The organism is Streptomyces sp. M41, from assembly GCF_043673425.1.
Classification (GTDB): Bacteria; Actinomycetota; Actinomycetes; order Streptomycetales; family Streptomycetaceae; genus Streptomyces.
The window spans coordinates 34,805-50,564 of record NZ_JBIMKE010000019.1 but is presented as its reverse complement, the minus strand read 5'-3'; the positions used below and the strand labels follow the sequence as shown (position 1 = coordinate 50,564).

The following is a 15,760-nucleotide window of genomic DNA, read 5'->3' as shown; positions in this document are numbered from 1 at the left end:
CCGTACGACACACAGGGGCTCGCGCGACCGCACGGTCGCGGTCGGCGTCGCACCGATCGAGCGGCGTCGTACGGCGAGGCCGGCGGTGTCAGCCGTGGGTGGGTGCTTCGAGCACGGCGAGGGTGCCGCCCAGGTAGGCCGCCCGGGAGGCGTGGCGCTGGATTTTGCCACTGGACGTCTTGGGGATGGAGCCCGGACGGACGAGGACGACATCACGCACCGCCAGGCCATGGGCCTCGGCGATCCCGCTGCGGACGACGTCGACGATCTTCTCCGCCTCACCCGCCATGTCCGGTGCGATCTCGGCGACGACGACGGCCCGCTCGCCGCCGGCACCCCCGTCGGACGCCGCTCGGGTGTCGACGGAGAAGGCGGCGGTGCAGCCGGGCCGCAGGGCCGGGTGGGCCATTTCGGCGGTCAGTTCCAGGTCCTGGGGGTAGTGGTTGCGTCCGTCGATGACGATGAGGTCCTTGAGGCGACCGGTGACGAAGAGTTCGCCGTCGCACAGGAATCCCAGGTCGCCGGTGCGCAGAAAGCGGCCCTGATGGCCGGCCAGGGTGGCGCGGAAGGTCTCGCGGGTGGCGAGGGCGTTGCGCCAGTACCCCTTGGCGACGCTCGCGCCGCGCACCCAGATCTCACCGGTCTCGCCCTCGGGCCGCTCCTCGTGCCGTTCGGGGTCGACGACGGCGACGGTGATGTCGGGGCCGGGACGCCCGGAGCTCACGGCCGCTGCGTCGGCCTGGCCGGCGTGCGGGCCCGTCGGTGGGGCCTGGAGCATGGTGGGCGGGGCGTGGACCGCGCTGCCGGTGACCATGAGGGTGGCCTCGGCCAGGCCGTAGCAGGGGTAGAGGGCCTCGCGGCGGAAGCCGGCCGGGGCGAAGGTGTCGGTGAAGCGCCGCAGGGTGGCGGGGCGTACGGGTTCGGCGCCGTTGAAGGCGACCTTCCAACTGCTGAGGTCCAGGCCGTCGAGCAGGTCCGGGGCAGCGTGCTTGAGGCAGAGCTCGTAGGCGAAGTTGGGGCCGCCGCTGGTGTGCGGGCGGTAGCGGCTGATCGCGGTGAGCCAGCGCTCGGGCTGCTGCAGGAAGTGCAGCGGGGAGAAGAGGGTGGCGGTCGCGCCGAGGTGGAGGGTGTTGAGGACAGGGCCTATGAGCCCCATGTCGTGGTAGACGGGCAGCCAGCTGACGAACATCTCGTGGCCGTACTCGGCGACGACGTCCGGTGTGTGCCCCATGCGCTCGGTGATGACCCGCTCGTTGTCCAGCAGGTTTCCGTGGGTGACCAGCACGCCGCGCGGGGCCGAGGTGGAGCCGGAGGTGTACTGGAGGAAGGCGACCGTGTCGGGGGTGAGGTCGGGCTCGCGCCAGGAGGCGGCGGCCTCGTCGGGGAGGTCGTCGGTGGCGACACAGATGACGTCGGCCGGGTCGGGCAGGTGCTCGGCGACCTGGGTCAGCGCCGCGATCACCTGGCGGCCACCGAGGATGACCTTGGCGTCGGCGTCCGCGATGAGCCGCCTCAGCCGGGTCAGGGCGCGGTGGTTGTCGGCCCGGCCCTGCGGCGGGACGGCCGGTACGGCGACGACACCGGCGGCGAGGCAGCCGAGATAGCCGCAGATGAACTCCAGGCCCGGCGGGTACAGCAGCATCGCGCGGCTGCCGGTCAGGCCGCGTTCCTGGAGCCAGGCCGCGACGGCCCGGGAGCGTTCGGCGAGACGGCCGTAGGAGATCTCCTGGATCTCTCCGTCGCAGTCACCGGTGACGAGGAATCGGTATGCGGTGCGGTCGGGGTGGTGCGTGGCATGCGTGGTCAGGAGATCGACCAGGGAACGAACCATAGTGCGCGTCACACCTGTCTGGATCGGTGGGCGAGGAACTGGAGTTCGAGGGTCGCGTGCGGACGATGCGCAGACGCCCCGGTCGACCCGGCCCCCTTGCCGGATCTTCCGTCTCGACGATCCGCCGAGGAGCAGTGGCGTCGTCGCGACGGCTCCTCGAAACCCCCCGTTCAACTTGCTACCGGTGAGTAACACCCTAGCAAGGCCGTTCGGTTCGATGGGCCGAACGCAGGTAAACTCTACGTGTCCAACGGGCGGTTGACGAAGTCGGGGACTCCGGACCGGCCACCACCGCGACCTTCAACCACCGCGACCTTCAACCACCACCCCCTTCAACCACCGCTCTCAACAACCGCCACCTGCCGCCACCGCGACGGGCGTCCGGACAGGCGAAAGCCCGGACACCTCGCCTCCTCGGCGTCCGGGCCACGCAGGCGGGTTCGGTCGGCCGAACCCGTTCAGCCGCCGTTCAGCCGCCCCCGCAGGAGCGCCTTGCCCAGTTCCGCACCCTTGCGGCTGTCCGCCTGGGCCTTGCGGAACAGGTCGGCCACCTCGGTGTCCTTGTTGCGTTCCGCGTCCTCGATGTAGGTCTCCAACCGCAGCGCGTTGCTCAGGCACGCCTCTACATACCAGATCAGGTTGTAGTCCTTGTCCTGCGTACCGGTCACGCCACCGGTCTCCGTGCCGCTGGTCATTCGGACCTCCTCCGGCGATCTAGTTCCTGGACCCGCCGAGTACCCGCCGTCCGAGCGGACACACCGTGCGGAGGCCACCATTCCCATGCATTCCCGCGGCGTCGGGGCATTCTCCCAGAGCCATGACAAAGGCGTGCGACGAAGACGGGCAACTGCCCAACTCCCCCTTGCTTCGAGCCATCTCCGACAGTTGACGCAGAAGTGAGCAGAGTTCTGTCACTTTCGAAGCGAAGTGCCGATCGACCGTGCGAGATCGGTCGATGACGGTGTGTACTGTGCTCCGAGCGCCTCGCCCACGGCCCCTTCCCCTCCCCTCCCCTGCCCGAACGCTCCCGTACCGACCCTGGGAACCGACTCGATGATCGAAATACCGGACCTGGTGACCGGCGGTCTCGCCGTCGGCACACTGTCCGCACTCGCCCTCGGCGGCGGGCTGGTGCGCACGCGCCGCCAACAGGCCCGGCAGCGGGCCGAGATCGACGCACTGCACCGCCAACTCCAGGGCGCCGCACAGGCGTTCGCGGCCGAGGTCGAGCATCTGGCGGAACACCGCCTCCCGGCCGCCGCCAGACAGCTGGCGCACCCCCACGTCACCGTCCCGGGCCCGCTGTACCCCGGGACCACCGGGACGCCACTGGGCGCCGGGCTGGAGCAGGTGCTGAGCGGCCTGCGCACCGAGCTGACCGCGCAGCGCACCCGGATCGACGCCGCGGCGCAGGCGGGAATGCGCGGGGCGACACGGGAGATCCAGGCGGCCCTGTACCGGCTCCAGGACGCCTTGCGCGGGCTGCAACAGAAGTACGACGAACCCGAGTTGACGCAGACCCTGTTCGAACTGGACCACGAGAACGAGCAGTCGCTGCGGCGCGCCCAGGTCGCCGCCGTGGTGTGCGGCGCCTGGGTCGGGCTCGCCCGTGAGGAGTCGCACCTGGTCGACGCGGTGACCGGCGGCCAGGCACGGCTCTCGGGCTACCACCGGGTCCGGGTCCACAACCATCTGGCGGCCGGGACGGCACTGGTCTCCCATGCCGTGGAACCGGTCGCGATCATCGTCGCCGAGCTCCTCGACAACGCCCTGCGGCACTCCGCGCCGGACACCGACGTCGTGGTCAATCTGGAGCACGTCCATCACGGCGTCTGTGTGACGGTCGACGACGCGGGTCTCGGCATGACCCAGGACGAACGCGCCCGCGCGCAGCGGCTGGTGGGCGGATCCGAGCCGATCCTCCTCACCGAACTGGGCGATCCGCCGCGCATGGGGCTCGCCGCGATCGGGCAGCTGACGCGGCAGTTCGACCTGGGCGTGGATGTGTCGTCACCGTCGCCGTACGGCGGGGTGCGGGCGGTGCTGCGGGTCGACAGCCATCTGCTCAGCCGCATCGACCCCGTCGAACGACCGCCGGCGGCGAGCGCCCCGCGCTCCACCCGCATCGCCTCGCGCGACGACGGGGCTGCCCAGTCCCCGGGCGACAGGACCGTGCAGTCCTCCGTGGCGGCCGAGGTCCGGAAGGAACTCCCCGTCGAAGCACCCCGCGGTGCGGTCGGCGATGCGCGGCGCGGGGCGTCCCCCGCCGCGCCCGGACACCGCGTGTCCCGTGCCACGCACGGCTACGGGGACGAGCGCGAGGACGCCGCCGACCCGGCACCAGGGCATCACACTCCGCGCGCCGGTCTCCAGGCTCCGGACGCCGCCGCCGGGTTGCCGCAGCGCCGACGCCGGACGCGGGTGACCAGCGCCCCCGAGGAGGCGCCGGCCCCGCGGCCGGCGGTGCGCCGCCCCGAGCAGGCCGCCGCGGCGCTCGGGGCGTTGCAGGCGGGCACCTCCGCGGGCCGGGCGGCGTCCGGCGACCCCGCCGGCAACCGCGCCGGCGATGCCGCCACGGACGTACCCGGGACCGCCCAGGGGCAGCGGGAACAGGCCGAAGCCGCCGGCCCCGGCCCCGGTACCAGCACCAGCACCAGCACCAGCACCGATCAGACCGATCATGAACACGAAGGGGGAACGGCTCGATGACCAGCCGCGACGCGGGGGAGACGGCATGGGTGCTCGAACCGATCCTGGAGGTGCCGCACGTGGTGGCGGCCGTGCTGCTCACCCGGGACGGACTGGTGACCGGATACACGGACGCTCTCAGCCGGCCCTCGGCCGAGCGGGTGGCCGCGATCACCAGCACCGTGCAGGGGGCGTGCCGGACCGCGGCTGCCGCGTTCGCCGACCGGGAGGGCGCCGAGGTGCGGCAGGTCGTCATCGAGTCGGACCATGGATACGTGCTGATCGTGCCGACGGACCACGGCACCTGCGTGGCCGCGTACGGCGACACGGAGGTACGCCTGGATCTGCTGGCGCACCGGGTCCATTCCCAGGTGGGCCGGCTGGGCGAGAAGGCGATGGCGGCGGCGGCCCGAAGTGCCGAGGGCGGCGCGCCGGCATGACGGGCCGCCGTGCCGGCCGCCCCCTGGTACCCGCGTATCTGTCGACCGGCGGTGTGGCCCGGCCCAGTCGGCCCCACCTGGAGCGGCTGTCGCTGCTCATGGGCACCCGCACGGCCGCCCCCGCCGGTCTGCCCGCCGCCCAGCTCGCCCTGCTGGACGCCCTGGACGACGGCTCGCTGACGGTGGTGGAGGCCGCGGCGCTGCTGCGGCTGCCGGTGTCCGCGGTGCGCGTCCTCGCGGCCGAACTCATCGACCGGGATCTGGTGCTGGCCCGTGCGCCGATCCCGCCCGCCGCACGCTTCGACCCCGACCTGCTGAAGAGAGTGGCCGATGGCCTTCGCGCCCTCAAGCACCCCTAGCGCCGCCCGCACCCGCGACTCCGCGGGCCCACGGGCGGACGTGCACCTGCCCGACACCGCCCGTGACCTGGTGAAGATCGTGGTCACCGGCCCCTTCGGGGTGGGCAAGACGACCCTGATCGACTCCGTCTCCGAGATCCGTCCCCTGCACACCGAGGAACCGCTGAGCGAGGCGTCGGCGCAGGTGGACGATCTCGCCGGGGTCCGGGACAAGTCGACGACCACCGTCGCCGTCGACTTCGGGCGGATCAGCCTGCCGGGCGGGATCGTGCTGTATCTGTTCGGCACACCCGGGCAGGAGCGGTTCCGGGCCCTGTGGGACGACATCGCGTACGGGGCGCTGGGCGCCCTGGTGCTGGTCGACAGCCGGCGCATCGACGCGTCGTTCGATGTGCTGGGCCTGGTGGAGGAGACCGGCCTGCCCTACGCCGTCGCCTTCAACGCCTTCCCGGATTCGCCCCGCCACCACACCGAGGAACAGCTGCGCGCGGCCCTGGACCTGGAGGCGGGCACGCCCATGGTGACGTGCGACGCACGGGTTGCCGACTCGTCCGTGGACGCGCTGCTCGCCTTGGTCCAGCACCTGATCGACCGTCACGCCCCGGAGGACCGGTGACCACGCACTCCCCCGACCGGCAGACCTTCTCCCGCTCGGCGCCGGTGCGCCTGTGGGAGGACGGATTCGCCCTGGACCCGTACCGCTACTACGACGCCTTGCGTGCCCAGGGCGCGGTCGGCTGGGCGGAGTTGGCGCCGGGCGTGCCGGCGTATGTCGTCACCGACCGGCGCGCGGCGCTGGACCTGCTGCACGACACGGACACCTTCTCGCACGATCCGCGGCCCTGGGAGTCCACGGTCGCCGACGACTCGCCGATCCTCGGCATGATGCGCTGGCGGCCCAACACCCTGTTCGCGGACGGCGCGGCGCATGTGCGCTACCGCACCTCGCTGATCGACACCTTCGACGGGATCGAACCGCACGATCTGCGGGCGCGGGTGCACCGTGCGGTGCGGGTGCTGGTGGGCCGGTTCGGACCCAGGGGCGAGGCCGATCTGGTGGGCGAGTTCGCCCGGCCGCTGATGGCGCTCGTGTTCAACAGCCTCTTCGGGCTGCCGGACAGCCAGAGCGAACGGCTCCATGTGGCACTCGGCAAGATGATGGAGGGCGGCGCCGAGGCGGCCGAGGGTGAGGCGGAGTACGGCGGTTACGTCCTGGAGCTCATCGCGGCCAAGGCCGAGCAGCGGGGCGAGGACCTGCCGAGCCGACTGCTGGACCACCCGGCCGGTCTGACGCCGGAGGAGGTCACCTGGCAGGTGTTCCTGACCCTCGGCGCCGGGCACGAGCCGACGGCCAACCTGGTGTCGAACGCGCTGTCCCGCATCCTCGGCAACCCGCAGTACTACTCCACGCTCACCAGCGGCGCCCGTCCCGTGACGGACGCGGTGGTGGAGGTGCTGCACCACGAGACGCCGTTGGCCAACTACGGCATCCACTACGCCCGTAGCTCCGTCTCCTTCCACGGGGCGTGGGTCAGGGCCGCGGTGCCGGTCGTCGTCTCCTACGGGGCGCTCGCGTACTTCGCCGAACGGGAGGCGGCGGGCGCCCGGCACCCCAGGGACGCCTCCCACCTGTCCTGGTCGGCGGGCCCGCACGCCTGCCCCGTGCGACAGCACACGCTGCTGATCGCCACGGAGGCCATCGAACGCCTCACCCAGTGGCTGCCCGATCTGGAGCCAGTTCTGCCGCGCGAGCGCCTGACCTGGCGTCCGGGCCCCTTCCACCGCTCGCTGACCGCACTGCCCGTCCGGTTCAGCCCCCGCTCCCCCGACCAACCTGGAGTTCCCTCGTGACCGTGACCGACCGCATCGAACGCTTCGCCATCGACCCGTTCGGCGCCGACATCGCCGGCGAGAGCGCCCGGCTGCGTGCGCTCGGCCCGATCGTGCCCGTGGAGCTGCCCGGCGGCATCCCCGCCTGGGCGCCCACGAACTACGACACGCTCAAGGAGCTCATCCTCGACCCGCGGGTCAGCAAGGACCCCCGTCTGCACTGGCGGCTGTGGCCCGAAATAGGCGAGCACCCCTCGTGGGCCTGGATCCTGGGCTGGGTCGGCGTGGTCAACATGCTCTCCACGTACGGCGCCGACCACGCACGGCTGCGCAAGCTGGTCGCGCCGAGCTTCACCCAGCGGCGCACGGAGGTGATGCGTCCGCGCGTCGAGGCCATCACCGCGGAGCTGCTGGTCGCGCTCGACGCCCAGGACGCCGAGGCAGGCTCGGTGACCGATCTCAAGGCGGCTTTCGCGCACCCGCTGCCGATGCGGATGATCTGCGAACTGTTCGGTGTGCCCGACGAGTTGTGGGAGGACACGGCGGCGCTCATCGCGGCGATCATGGACACCTCCGATCCGAGTCCGGAACACGCGGCGTTCGTGCAGCAGCAGATCGGCGCGGTGCTCGGCGCCCTGATCGCGCACCGCAGCGAGCACCCCGGGGACGATCTGACGACCGAACTGATCCGGGTGCGGGATGAGGACGGCGACCGGCTCGGCGACGAGGAGCTGCTGTACACGCTGCTGCTGGTGATCGGCGCCGGTTTCGAGACGACCGTCAATCTCATCGGCAACGCGGTCGTCGCCCTGCTCACCCGTCCCGAACAGCTGGCGGCCGTGCGGTCCGGACGGATCGGCTGGGACGCGGTGATCGACGAGACGCTGCGGGTGCATCCGTCGATCGCGTCGCTCCCGCTGCGGTTCGCCGTCGGTGACATCGAGGTCGGGAACGTGACCGTCCCGGCGGGGGACGCCATCATCACCACGTATGCCGCCGCCGGGCTGGATCCCGCGCACTACGGTCCGGACGCGGACGTCTTCGACGCCTCGCGCGGGGCCGACGACCACCTGGCGTTCGGGATCGGTGTGCACCGGTGCATCGGCGCGCCGCTGGCCCGGGTCGAGGCCCTGACGGCACTGCCGGCGCTGTTCGACCGCTTCCCGGACCTCGCTCTGGCCGTCGGTGAGAAGGAGCTGCGGCAGGTGCCGTCGTTCATCGCGTTCGGCTGGCAGGAGATCCCGGTGCGGCTGCGGGGCTGACGCTCCGCGAGCGGCCACGGGGCGGGGCGCCGGGGCGGCTGCGGTGTCCAGAGGGCGCGGGGACGCGACCGGTCCCCCGTTCCGGTCGTGCCCCCGCCGCGCAGTCGAACCTACGTGTGCGCGGGGGGATTCGGTATCTCAGCAGTGCCCGCTTCCCCTTCGGCGGGGCTCACCTGTGCACAAGTGAGTCCGGAAGGCCCGGTTTCGCACCGGGCAACGCGGGCTGGTCCAGGTCGCCCGTGGCGAGATGGGCCAGGACGACCTCGTACAGGTCGCTGCCGCCGGCGAGGAGCTGCCGTTCCAGGACGGGCTCCGCGCTGCGCACATGTTCGCGGACGGTCTGGGCGTGCACGCCGAGGGACTGCGCGGTGCGTTCGGCGTTGGCGCCCTCGGCGATCCAGGCGCGCAGGGTGCGGCGCAGGTCCCGGGTGTCCTGGTCCAGGCGGGTGAGCAGGTCCTGGGCCCAGGTGCGCATGGCGGGCCCGGACAGCAGGTCGGGCAGTGCGGCCCGGGGCGCCCGGGAGCCGCCCGGGCCGCCCGGCTCGTCGGGCCGGCTCACCTGGATGTTGAGCGCCAGATGGACCACCGCGCGGGCGGTCAGGTCGGAGAAGTCGGTGCGCAGCAGGGCCTCCACCCGTTCCATGCGGGCGCGGACGGTGTTGCGGCTGACACCGAGTACCTTGGCGGCGCTGACGGCGGTGAACTCCAGGCCCAGCCGGGTGGTGGCGAGCAGTTCGGCGCGGGTGTGGTGCGGCAGGGTGTCGAGGGGCCGCAGCAGCTGGGCCGTCCAGTCGGACAGGGCCGCCGGGTCGATGAGGCGCTCGGGGTGGGTGCGTTCGGCGTAGACGGCGGCCTTGTCGGGGCGGAAGTGGGCGACGGCGAGGGCGCTGACGGCCTGCCCGTAGGCGGTGGCGGTGCGGGCCAGGCTGTGCCGGGCGCTGCCGCCGATGAAGGTGTCGGGGCGTGGACCGATCAGCGAGCGCAGTTCCCGGGCCGCGGTGTCGCCGGGCGTCACGACGATCACATGCTGGTCCATCGCCGGGCAGCGCACGACCAGGGCCTGCTCGCCCGTGGCCTCGATGCATTCCTCGGCGAGCCGGTCGCGCTCCTCGACCGTGCCCTCGACCACGTGGACGCAGGCGGTGTCGGTGTCGAGCAGTCCGGGCCACAGTCCCGCGGCGACACGGCGGGCGGAGACGGTGTCCTCCACCATCAGCAACTGAAGGATCGCCAGGCGCAGATCGGAGGTGGCCCGCTCGAGCCGGTGTCCGGCGGCGGTCGTCTCGCCTGCCCTGAGCAGGAGCTCGATGACCTGGACGGTGTGCGTGACCATGTCGGCGGCGCGCCGGTCGAACGGCGCCTCCCGCGACACGGCGAGAACGCCCGCCGACGCCGGGTTCGGATAGGCCACCCGCACCAGGCGCAGATGACGGCCGTGCCCCTCCCATGCGGCGGAGGCGATACGGCCGGCGGCGACGGACGCGACGAGGTCGTCGTCCAGGGGCGGCCGGGCGCCCGCGATGAGCGTGCCGGTGTCGTCCTGGAGCGCGGCGGTGCCCTGCACGGCGTCCGCGAGCCAGGTGACGACGCGGCGGACGTCGCGCCCGGTCGGCCGCAGATGGCCCAGCAACTGCTCCGCCCACGGCGAGGCGTCGGCGCCGGGCGCCCCCGTCCGACGGTACCCGTCCTCTCTCCCAGCCACGTCGGCCTTCACCTCGTCCTGCACTTCATCCACGACGTTGCGCTCGGGACGTTACCCCACGCATGCGCCGTGGTAGGCGGGCGTTCGCACGGAATTCGGGTTTCCCGGGATCGCGGTCCCACCCCCGCCACGGCGGCTCCGGGCCGGGATCGCGGTCCCACCCCCGCGGCCGGGAGGGCGGGCGGGCCCCGGTGGGCCGGGGTCGCGGGCAGACCCCCGGTGCGCCGGGATCGCGGGCACCCGCGCCGGCCCGTCCGTCCTCCCGCCCCGGTCCTGCGCTGCCGCCGGTCCGCAGCCCAGGCGGGCCCAAGTGGACCGGGATCGCAGGCAGGACGCCCCGCGGGCCGGGATCGCAGGCGGGCCCCCGTGGACCGGGATCGCGGGCAGACCCCCGGTGCACCGGGATCGCGGGCAGACCCCCGGTGGGCCGGGATCGCGGGCACCCGCGCCCGCCCGTCCGCCCTCCCGCCCCGGTCCTGCGCTGCCGCCGGTCCGGGAGGGCATAGGCTCGGCGGATGGCGAAGTACTTCGACGTGCACCCCGACAACCCCCAGCCGCGCACCATCTCCCAGGTCGCCGAGAGCATCCGTTCCGGTGCGCTGATCGCGTATCCGACGGACTCCTGCTATGCGCTGGGCTGCCGGCTGGGCAGCCGTGACGGCATCGACCGGATCCGGTCCATCCGCCGTCTGGACGACCGGCACCATTTCACCCTCGTCTGCCAGGACTTCGCGCAGCTCGGCCAGTTCGTGCGGGTCGACAACGACGTGTTCCGGGCGATCAAGGCGTCCACGCCCGGCAGCTACACGTTCATCCTGCCCGCGACGAGGGAGGTGCCGCGCATGCTCCAGCACCCGAAGAAGAAGACGGTGGGCGTGCGCATCCCCGACCATGTCGTCACCCAGGCGTTGCTCGCCGAGCTCGGGGAGCCGCTGCTGTCCAGCACGCTGCTGCTCCCCGACGAGGACGAGCCGATGACCCAGGGCTGGGAGATCAAGGACCGGCTCGACCATGTGCTGGACGCGGTGGTGGACTCCGGGGACTGCGGCACCGAGCCGACGACGGTGATCGACTTCTCCGGCGGGGAGGCCGAGATCGTGCGCGAGGGAGCGGGCGACATCTCCCGGTTCGAGTAAGCCGTTCCCGAGAGGGAGGGGGTGCCGGGGCCGGCCGGACGGTGCGTGAAACCATGTGCGTGCGCGGCCCGGCTCCGCCGGGTCGGCGACCTGCTTCGCCGCGAACCGCGCAGAGAGGAGGCCCCATGACCTCCGTACAGGGAGACGCTGTCGACATCCCCATCGGGGACGGCACCGCCGACGCCTATCTCACCCGTCCCGTGGACGGGACGCCCCGCTCGGCCGTCCTGCTCTACATGGACGCCTTCGGTCTGCGGCCTTGGTTGAGGACGATGGCGGACCGGCTCGCCGAGGCCGGGTACACGGTGCTCGTGCCCAATGTGTTCTACCGTCACGGGCGTGCTCCGGTGGTCGAGTTGCCCGAGTTCATCGACCCGGCGGCCCGGCCGAAGATCTTCGAGAGCATCATGCCGATCATGCGGGCGCTGACGCCCGAGCGGGCGATGCGCGACGCCGGGGCGTATCTGCGGTGGCTGGCCGACTGCCCCGCGGTGGCGGACGGCCCGGTGGCAGTGACCGGCTACTGCATGGGGGCGCGGCTGTCCCTGCTCACGGCCGGCACCCATCCGGAGCGGGTCGCGGCGGCGGCCGGGTTCCACGGCGGCCGGCTCGCGACCGAGTCGCCGGACAGCCCGCACCTGGTGGCCGGGAACATCACCGCCGAGCTGTACTTCGGACACGCCGACCAGGATCCGTCCCTGCCCGCCGAGCAGATCGAGCGCCTGGAGACCGCGCTCACCGAGGCGGGGGTCCGGCACCGCTGCGAGGTGTACCCCGGCGCGGGGCACGGGTTCACGCAGGCCGACACCTCCGCCTACGACGCCGAGGCGGACGAACGGCACCGGGCGGCGCTGCTCGATCTGCTGAAGCGGACGTTCTGAGGCCGGCCGCACGGTGTGCGGCACGGGTGGGGCGGGGGCAAGCTGAAGGAGTCCCTGCCTCGACCCGGGGAGATCCGAGATGACGTCGATGGCCGATCTGCCGGACGTGGTGTCGCGCGAGGAGTGGCTCGCCGCCCGCAAGGAGCTGCTGGCCGAGGAGAAGGAGCTCACGCACGCCCGTGACCGGGTCAACGCCGAGCGGCGACGGCTGCCGATGGTCCGCGTCGACAAGGCGTACGCCTTCGAGGGCGCGGACGGGACGGTGAGCCTGCTCGATCTGTTCGAGGGGCGCCCCCAGCTGGTCATGCACCACTTCATGTGGATGTACGACATCGACGCCGACGGCATCGAGCACCCGCGTGACACCGGCTGCCCCAGCTGTTCCTCCGCGGCCGACTGGATCGGCGCGCTGCGGCAGCTGCATGCCCGCAACACCTCGCTGGTGGCGGTGAGCCGGGCGCCGTACGCGAAGCTCGCCGCCTACCGCGAGCGGATGGGGTGGACCTTCCCCTGGTACTCGTCGGCGGGCAGCGACTTCAACTACGACTTCCACGCCACCGTGGACGAGCGGGTCGCGCCGGTGCGCATCTTCGACCGCTCCGAGGCCGAGCTCGCCGAGGCGGGTATGCCGTTCTCGGAGGAGCTGCGCGGCGACTGGCCGGGCATCAGCGCCTTCCTGCGGGTCGGGGACGAGGTCTTCCACACGTACTCGGCGTACGGCCGTGGCATCGAACAGTTCCACTACGGCATCCCGTACCTCGACCTCACCGCGCTGGGCCGCCAGGAGGACTGGGAGGAGCCCAAGGGCCGCGCGGTACCACTCGGCCTCCAGGCCGGCGGTCCCGGGCTGCGGCTGCCCGACGAGTACGACGTCTGACAGCCGGGCACCAGCACGCCCCCGAGGAGGACGGCACGGAGCGCCTCCGCGCAGGGTGCTCAGTCCTCGTCGGCGCCCGTGCGTGCGGCCAGCCCGCTGCGCAGGCACTCGGCCAGACGCGGGGCGATGGTGCCGTCGGGGTCCAGGCGGGGGTTGAAGATCGTGATGTCGAATCCCATGGCACGGGGGTCGGCCAGGGCCGTGCGCAGCACGGTCTCCAGCTCCTCCCAGCTCAGCCCGCCCGGTATGCGGTAGTCGACGGCGGGCATGATCGCGTCGTCCAGGACGTCGACGTCGAGGTGGACCCAGAAACCGGCGCTGTCGCCCGCGGTGAGCCGGTCGACGGCGCGGCGCGCCGCCGTGGCGGCACCGGCCGCGCGCACCGCGTCCAGGTCGACGGCGTGCAGGCCGGGCGGCAGCGGTTGCATGCCGGCCCGGGCGGATTCGTCGGCGTCGCGGAAGCCGAGGGCCACGACGTCCTCGTCCCGCAGCAGCGGGCCACGTCCCTCCAGGTCGGTGAGGACGCGCGGGCCGCGGCCGGTGGCGAGGGCGAGTTCCATCGAGGCGGCCTCGCCGTTGGGTTCCGCCGAGGGCTGGTAGAAGTCGGTGTGGCCGTCGAGGAACAGCAGGCCGTGCCGGCCGCGGCGGCGCAGGGCGAGGAGGTTGCCGAGCAGGATGGTGCAGTCCCCGCCGAGGACGACGGGAAAGCGGCCGGCGTCGAGGGCCTCGCCGACGGCGTCGGCCAGCCGGACGGAGTACTGCGCGATGGCGTACGGATTGAGGATCCGGGTGTCGGCGTCGCGCACCGGATCGTAGGCCGGCGCTTCGATCCGGCCGGTCCGCACCACGTCGGGCCCGGCCGGCAGACCGGCGTCGAGCAGTGCGGTGGGCAGGTCCTGGACCCCGGAGGGCCGCAGGCCGAGCACGGACGGTGCCTCGATGATCGCGAGTTGCCGCATGTCCGGCCCTTCCGCCGCTGCCCTCCGCTCCTCCTTCCATCTGTGTCACATTCGCCGCGCCGGCACCACTCGAGGCCGACGGTCACCGAGGCACACGTCTGCTTCATGCTCGCCCCGCGCACCGTGGCGGCCCCGTACGGGCTTCACGGCGTGGGCGGCGGGCCGACGGGCATCGCTCGTACGCAGGACGTGGCCCGGGAGGCAGGACCGGCAGGACCGGCAGGACGCGTCGAACTCCCGCCTCCCCTCTCGGTCCTGACTCGATCATTGTTACGGTGCACCCGTGTCTGACTCCTCACGCGATACCGCCGAGGGCGCCGGCTGGGGCGCCGCCGAACTCGGCGAGTACAAGCGGCTGATGCCGCACCACGTCGAGAAGATCTCCTGGCTCGACCCGAGGATGCTGTGGGCCGCCCGCAACGGCGTCCTGGCGTCCTGGCTCGGGGACCCCACTGGCGGCACCCGCAGTCGTTGGGTGGCGCAGCGAGCCGCGGCGGGAGCGCCCGCGGACAAGGTGATCCGGCGCGACGACCCGGACCGCTTCTCCTTCCTCGTCGTCGGCGACACCGGCGAGGGCGACGACTCCCAGTACGCCGTGGTGCCGGGCCTGCTGAAGACCGGTCAGGACACGCGGTTCGCGGTCATCGCCAGTGACGTGATCTACCCGGTCGGCAGCGCCGACGACTACGCCACCAAGTTCTTCCGCCCGTACCAGGACTACCAGGCGCCCATCTACGCGATACCGGGCAACCACGACTGGTACGAGGACCTCGGCGCGTTCATGCGCGTCTTCTGCGACGACACCCCACCGCCGGCGCCCGAACCCGCACCGCGTCGGTTCAGCAGGGCATGGCTGCGGTCGCTGCTGTGGCACCGGCCGCGCGAGACGGACGGCGAGAGTCTGGCGCAGGCACGGCAGTTGAGGTCGGCCGCCGCCCAGCGAGCCGTCCAGCCGGGGCCGTACTGGGCGATCGACGCGGGGCCGGTGCGGATCGTCGGCATCGACACGGGGCTGCTCGGGACCATCGACGCCGAGCAGGGCAGGTGGCTGCGTGAGGTGTCCAAGGATCCCCGGCCGAAGATCCTCATCACCGGCCGGCCGCTGTACGTGGACGGTGAGCACCGCCCGTGTGCGATCGAAGGCGGCGGCACCGTCGACGAGATCGTCCGTGATCCGGCCCACCGCTACGTGGCGGCGATCGGCGGCGACATCCACAACTACCAGCGCTACCCCGTCAAGGTGGCGGGCCGCACCGTTCAGTACGTGGTCGCGGGCGGCGGCGGTGCCTTCATGCACGCCACGCACACCATCCCCCGGGTCGACGTCGGCGACGTCACCGAGAAGGACTTCCGCTGCTATCCGTTGCGCGGCGACTCCCTGGCCTTCTACAGCAGGCTCTACGGGCGCCGGCTGCGGATGCGCCGTTTCTTCACGCTGACCGAGGCGCAGGCGGCGGCCGTGGTCGCGGAGCGGCTGGGCATCCCGCTGACCCGCGCCCAGGGCCGGACTCCCCGCATCACCTGGCGCATCCGCCTGGTCGCCGCTCTGCTGGGCGCCGGCCGCCGCCCCGACCGCACCGCACGCTTTCGCCTTCCGGTGCGCAAGATCTACACCCAGCTGTTCTCCCCGGGCTCTGCGACCTACAGCCCGCCGTTCTTCAAGTGTTTCCTGCGTCTGGACGTCACCCCGGAGACGGTCCGGCTGCGCTGCTACGCGGCGACCGGGAACCGCGCCCAGGAAGTCGACCCGCCCGTCGAGGACGACATCACGATCCCTCTGAACTGATCGCGGTTC

Annotated in this window: 14 protein-coding genes; 10 read left to right on the top strand and 4 right to left on the bottom strand. The window is 72.5% G+C overall.

What is annotated here, in order from left to right; all coding sequences use genetic code 11:
• Positions 1-88 precede the first annotated feature (88 nt).
• Complete coding sequence (locus ACHBTE_RS22705; RefSeq protein ID WP_394725855.1) at positions 89-1,831, bottom strand: fatty acyl-AMP ligase; 1,743 nt, start codon at positions 1,829-1,831, stop codon at positions 89-91.
• A 458-nt stretch (positions 1,832-2,289) separates the two neighbouring features.
• Positions 2,290-2,526 (bottom strand): hypothetical protein, encoded by a 237-nt coding sequence (locus ACHBTE_RS22700; RefSeq protein ID WP_394725854.1) that lies wholly within the window; start codon positions 2,524-2,526, stop codon positions 2,290-2,292.
• A gap of 358 nt (positions 2,527-2,884) precedes the next feature.
• On the opposite strand from ACHBTE_RS22700, the gene ACHBTE_RS22695 reads away from it, so the two are divergent.
• The 6 genes from ACHBTE_RS22695 to ACHBTE_RS22670 are packed head-to-tail and all read left to right on the top strand — an operon-like array spanning position 2,885 to position 8,410.
• A complete protein-coding gene (locus ACHBTE_RS22695) occupies positions 2,885-4,540 on the top strand; it encodes an ATP-binding protein (RefSeq protein WP_394725853.1) in 1,656 nt (551 codons plus the stop codon).
• Positions 4,537-4,959, top strand: a complete 423-nt coding sequence (locus ACHBTE_RS22690) for a roadblock/LC7 domain-containing protein (RefSeq protein ID WP_394725852.1) — start codon at positions 4,537-4,539, stop codon at positions 4,957-4,959. The genes ACHBTE_RS22695 and ACHBTE_RS22690 overlap by 4 nt, the downstream gene beginning before the upstream one ends.
• Positions 4,956-5,318, top strand: a complete 363-nt coding sequence (locus ACHBTE_RS22685; protein WP_394725851.1) for a DUF742 domain-containing protein — start codon at positions 4,956-4,958, stop codon at positions 5,316-5,318. Before ACHBTE_RS22690 ends, ACHBTE_RS22685 begins: the two co-directional genes overlap by 4 nt.
• Complete coding sequence (locus ACHBTE_RS22680; RefSeq protein ID WP_394725850.1) at positions 5,290-5,934, top strand: ATP/GTP-binding protein; 645 nt, start codon at positions 5,290-5,292, stop codon at positions 5,932-5,934. Before ACHBTE_RS22685 ends, ACHBTE_RS22680 begins: the two co-directional genes overlap by 29 nt.
• Entirely contained in the window at positions 5,931-7,169 is a 1,239-nt protein-coding gene (locus ACHBTE_RS22675) for a cytochrome P450 (protein ID WP_394725849.1), read from the top strand. Before ACHBTE_RS22680 ends, ACHBTE_RS22675 begins: the two co-directional genes overlap by 4 nt.
• Positions 7,166-8,410 (top strand): cytochrome P450, encoded by a 1,245-nt coding sequence (locus tag ACHBTE_RS22670; protein WP_394725848.1) that lies wholly within the window; start codon positions 7,166-7,168, stop codon positions 8,408-8,410. Before ACHBTE_RS22675 ends, ACHBTE_RS22670 begins: the two co-directional genes overlap by 4 nt.
• A 169-nt stretch (positions 8,411-8,579) precedes the next feature.
• Here the strand turns inward: ACHBTE_RS22670 and ACHBTE_RS22665 are convergent, their stop codons facing one another.
• Positions 8,580-10,112, bottom strand: coding sequence for a helix-turn-helix domain-containing protein (locus ACHBTE_RS22665; protein WP_394725934.1), 1,533 nt, complete (start codon positions 10,110-10,112; stop codon positions 8,580-8,582).
• 515 nt (positions 10,113-10,627) lie between these two features.
• Here ACHBTE_RS22665 and ACHBTE_RS22660 point away from each other — a divergent pair.
• The 3 genes from ACHBTE_RS22660 to ACHBTE_RS22650 all read left to right on the top strand — a co-directional run bounded on the left by ACHBTE_RS22660 (position 10,628) and on the right by ACHBTE_RS22650 (position 13,006).
• A complete protein-coding gene (locus ACHBTE_RS22660; RefSeq protein ID WP_394725847.1) occupies positions 10,628-11,248 on the top strand; it encodes an L-threonylcarbamoyladenylate synthase in 621 nt (206 codons plus the stop codon).
• A 125-nt stretch (positions 11,249-11,373) separates the two neighbouring features.
• Complete coding sequence (locus tag ACHBTE_RS22655; protein ID WP_394725846.1) at positions 11,374-12,129, top strand: dienelactone hydrolase family protein; 756 nt, start codon at positions 11,374-11,376, stop codon at positions 12,127-12,129.
• Between the two features lie 79 nt (positions 12,130-12,208).
• The gene (locus tag ACHBTE_RS22650) at positions 12,209-13,006 is read left to right on the top strand and encodes a DUF899 domain-containing protein (RefSeq protein ID WP_394725845.1); all 798 of its coding nucleotides are present in this window, start codon (positions 12,209-12,211) and stop codon (positions 13,004-13,006) included.
• 59 nt (positions 13,007-13,065) lie between these two features.
• Here the strand turns inward: ACHBTE_RS22650 and ACHBTE_RS22645 are convergent, their stop codons facing one another.
• Positions 13,066-13,965 (bottom strand): arginase family protein, encoded by a 900-nt coding sequence (locus ACHBTE_RS22645; protein WP_394725844.1) that lies wholly within the window; start codon positions 13,963-13,965, stop codon positions 13,066-13,068.
• A 283-nt stretch (positions 13,966-14,248) separates the two neighbouring features.
• Here ACHBTE_RS22645 and ACHBTE_RS22640 point away from each other — a divergent pair, with 283 nt between their 5' ends.
• Complete coding sequence (locus ACHBTE_RS22640; protein WP_394725843.1) at positions 14,249-15,751, top strand: metallophosphoesterase family protein; 1,503 nt, start codon at positions 14,249-14,251, stop codon at positions 15,749-15,751.
• The last annotated feature ends 9 nt before the right edge of the window (positions 15,752-15,760 follow it).

Excerpts from the sequence above, each read along its gene's own strand:
- ACHBTE_RS22645 (WP_394725844.1), bottom strand. The coding sequence starts at position 13,965 with ATGCGGCAACTCGCGATCATCGAGGCACCGTCCGTGCTCGGCCTGCGG.
- ACHBTE_RS22650 (WP_394725845.1), top strand. The coding sequence starts at position 12,209 with ATGACGTCGATGGCCGATCTGCCGGACGTGGTGTCGCGCGAGGAGTGG.
- ACHBTE_RS22700 (WP_394725854.1), bottom strand. The coding sequence starts at position 2,526 with ATGACCAGCGGCACGGAGACCGGTGGCGTGACCGGTACGCAGGACAAG.
- ACHBTE_RS22680 (WP_394725850.1), top strand. The coding sequence starts at position 5,290 with ATGGCCTTCGCGCCCTCAAGCACCCCTAGCGCCGCCCGCACCCGCGAC.
- ACHBTE_RS22705 (WP_394725855.1), bottom strand. The coding sequence starts at position 1,831 with ATGGTTCGTTCCCTGGTCGATCTCCTGACCACGCATGCCACGCACCAC.
- ACHBTE_RS22655 (WP_394725846.1), top strand. The coding sequence starts at position 11,374 with ATGACCTCCGTACAGGGAGACGCTGTCGACATCCCCATCGGGGACGGC.
- ACHBTE_RS22695 (WP_394725853.1), top strand. The coding sequence starts at position 2,885 with ATGATCGAAATACCGGACCTGGTGACCGGCGGTCTCGCCGTCGGCACA.
- ACHBTE_RS22685 (WP_394725851.1), top strand. The coding sequence starts at position 4,956 with ATGACGGGCCGCCGTGCCGGCCGCCCCCTGGTACCCGCGTATCTGTCG.
- ACHBTE_RS22690 (WP_394725852.1), top strand. The coding sequence starts at position 4,537 with ATGACCAGCCGCGACGCGGGGGAGACGGCATGGGTGCTCGAACCGATC.
- ACHBTE_RS22660 (WP_394725847.1), top strand. The coding sequence starts at position 10,628 with ATGGCGAAGTACTTCGACGTGCACCCCGACAACCCCCAGCCGCGCACC.